Origin of the sequence: Kluyvera sp. (genome assembly GCF_047971185.1) — a bacterium.
GTDB lineage: Bacteria > Pseudomonadota > Gammaproteobacteria > Enterobacterales > Enterobacteriaceae > Kluyvera.
Window position 1 is genome coordinate 1 of record NZ_JBKDZH010000143.1, and the last position, 1,762, is coordinate 1,762.

1 protein-coding gene is annotated in these 1,762 nt (G+C 54.0%); it reads right to left on the minus strand.

Features of this window, described 5'->3' with window-relative positions:
* A partial coding sequence (locus tag ACK5JN_RS24035; protein ID WP_416872444.1) for a hypothetical protein occupies positions 1 to 1,342 on the minus strand: 1,342 nt, incomplete at its 3' end.
* Positions 1,343 to 1,762: the final 420 nt, after the last annotated feature.

Below are 1,762 nucleotides of genomic sequence, written 5' to 3' on the forward strand. Positions count from 1 at the left end.
CCTTACCAGGCTTGGGGATTGGAATGACTATAGCAGACTTCCAGGAGGGGGGTACATATCTGTCACTCCACATCCTATTAAATAATCCTAGGAGGAAGGACAGTGATCCAGAATCTAGGTGACGGATCATAGAGTAGGTAATGTTATCTGATCCTGGGGAGGAGTCCTTGCATAAAGATAAAGCGGAGCGCAGTTCCGGTAGAGAATAAGGGACATTGTAGCTTTCACCCCCGCCGGACGAAAAGTCTAGTTGGCGAGCCTCGTCTGCCTCTAACTGGCGACGCACTGCTGGAGATCTCGAGGCCCGGCTGGACACGAAAGAAAAGGTCTCAGCGAGTATATTGGCTACCGCCTGGCCGTCAGATACCTTATCCCCGTTGACATTGAGGACCGGAGGTGGGCCTGGAGAGAACTTTCCCGCTATCTTCCGCACGCGCTTGAATACCTGCGACATAGGTGTCTGCACGTTCAGTGCGGAGACGAAAGACGCAAGGGACTTACGGCGACCATCCTTGAGGACTCGACGGCCCTTAGCTATAGCCAGTCTGTATTGTCCCCGGAAAAATTCGGTTTTGTGTCGACGGTACCTACCAAAAGCTCGACGACGCTCTGCCACTGCCTGTCTACACTCATCAGACCACCAGGGGACCGGTCGGCGCTTGGTAAATCCTGTGGTCTGAGGGATGGAAAGCTCACAAGCTCGCTGGAGTATAGATGAAAAATACTCGACAGCGCTGTCTATGTCCGGGAACTCATCAAGCTCGCAGTCAACTGTGGCAAGGTGTTTAAAAAGTCCCCAGTCAGCGTGGTCCAGCCGCCAGCGGGGGACACGGGGTGAGGGGAGGATGTCGGGAGAAGACAGGAGTATAGGGTAGTGGTCACTCCCACAAAGATCTCCTGTGACGCTCCATGTGAAGTCAAGTAGGGCGTCAGGAGAGCACAACGATAAATCTAGGGCCGAGGTGGTGTCTGTCTGAATGTGGTAGTGGGTATGGTCACCGGTGTTAAGAATACCTAGATCTAAGGCTTCAACGACGGAGGCAATCATTGCTCCCCTGGGGTTGACAAGTGTATCTCCCCACAGGGTGTGCCGACCATTAAAATCCCCTAAAATAATAAACGGGGAGGGCAGTTGCTGAACTAGGGAAACGAAGTCCTCTCTGTCTACTGGAGAATTGGGAGGGAGGTATAAAGAGCAGACAGTGTAAGTTCTCCTGAGGTGGAGCTGGACGGCCACCACCTGCAGGGGGGAGACAATATTAAAAGAGGTAAAAGCAATGCCTCGTGAGGTATCTACAAAAATTGCAGTTCCACCATGATGGTCTTGCCCGCAGACAGACACAGACCGGCTGATATCTCCGCAGGAGCAGACTGAGCTCCTCCCAATTCCCTCTCAACCCACGAAGATTCCACTGTAGGATGTTAAAAATATTAAAATTAACGCTGCATAGGGAGGCCCCTAGAGGAGGCCTTCTCAACACCGGTATCCTTCTTGCTCTTGCCCTGTCTAATGGTGGTGGGCAGAGCATTGGAGGTAGTGGACAATTGCCTTGCAGTCTTTCCCAGCCCAGTGGCCAGTGAGGTGGCCACAGGCTTGGTCAGACTGGCAGTAGGAGCGGTGATGACGACGTGAGCCGACATCGGGGTAGGAGTGACGGCAGGAGCCGACACCAGGGTGGGAGGTTCGGCCGTAGCCGACACTGGGGCGGGAGTAACGGCCGAAGTCGATACCGGGGCAGGAGTGACGGCCGAAGCCGACACC